Genomic DNA, 336 nt, shown 5'->3' with positions numbered 1-336 from the left:
ACCTCGATTACTCGGTAGAGCTGATGGCCGCGTTGGTTGTACTCAAATGTAAAGCCTCTCCCATCCTTCCACCAATTAATTTGGGAAAGGTCAAAAGGATTCGGGAACAAAGCATTGTCGATATTGACCAGGCGCTTGTTGACTATGTCGAATAGTACCGGTTGCGGTCGCGGAAGAATATCTCCCGCTTTGGGATACGCTATTGGCTTATACCTGGCTTGATGGTTTGTTGCTGAGGAATTGACAAGCATGATTTGACGCGGTTGGCCGAGGGCGACACGGTAACCTGCGAGGTGATTGGAGTCAGGGGACCACTTTAGGGATGAGAAGACGTAA

Annotated in this window: 1 protein-coding gene; it reads right to left on the bottom strand. The window is 49.4% G+C overall.

What is annotated here, in order from left to right:
* The coding region (locus AB4Y34_RS42180; RefSeq protein WP_368719347.1) for a DPP IV N-terminal domain-containing protein at positions 1 to 336 on the bottom strand (336 nt) is incomplete at both ends.

Origin of the sequence: Paraburkholderia sp. BR10954 (assembly GCF_040965775.1) — a bacterium.
GTDB classification, from domain to species: domain Bacteria; phylum Pseudomonadota; class Gammaproteobacteria; order Burkholderiales; family Burkholderiaceae; genus Paraburkholderia; species Paraburkholderia youngii.
The sequence above is the reverse complement of the archived record's forward strand: the minus strand, read 5'-3'. Positions and strand labels throughout refer to the sequence as shown.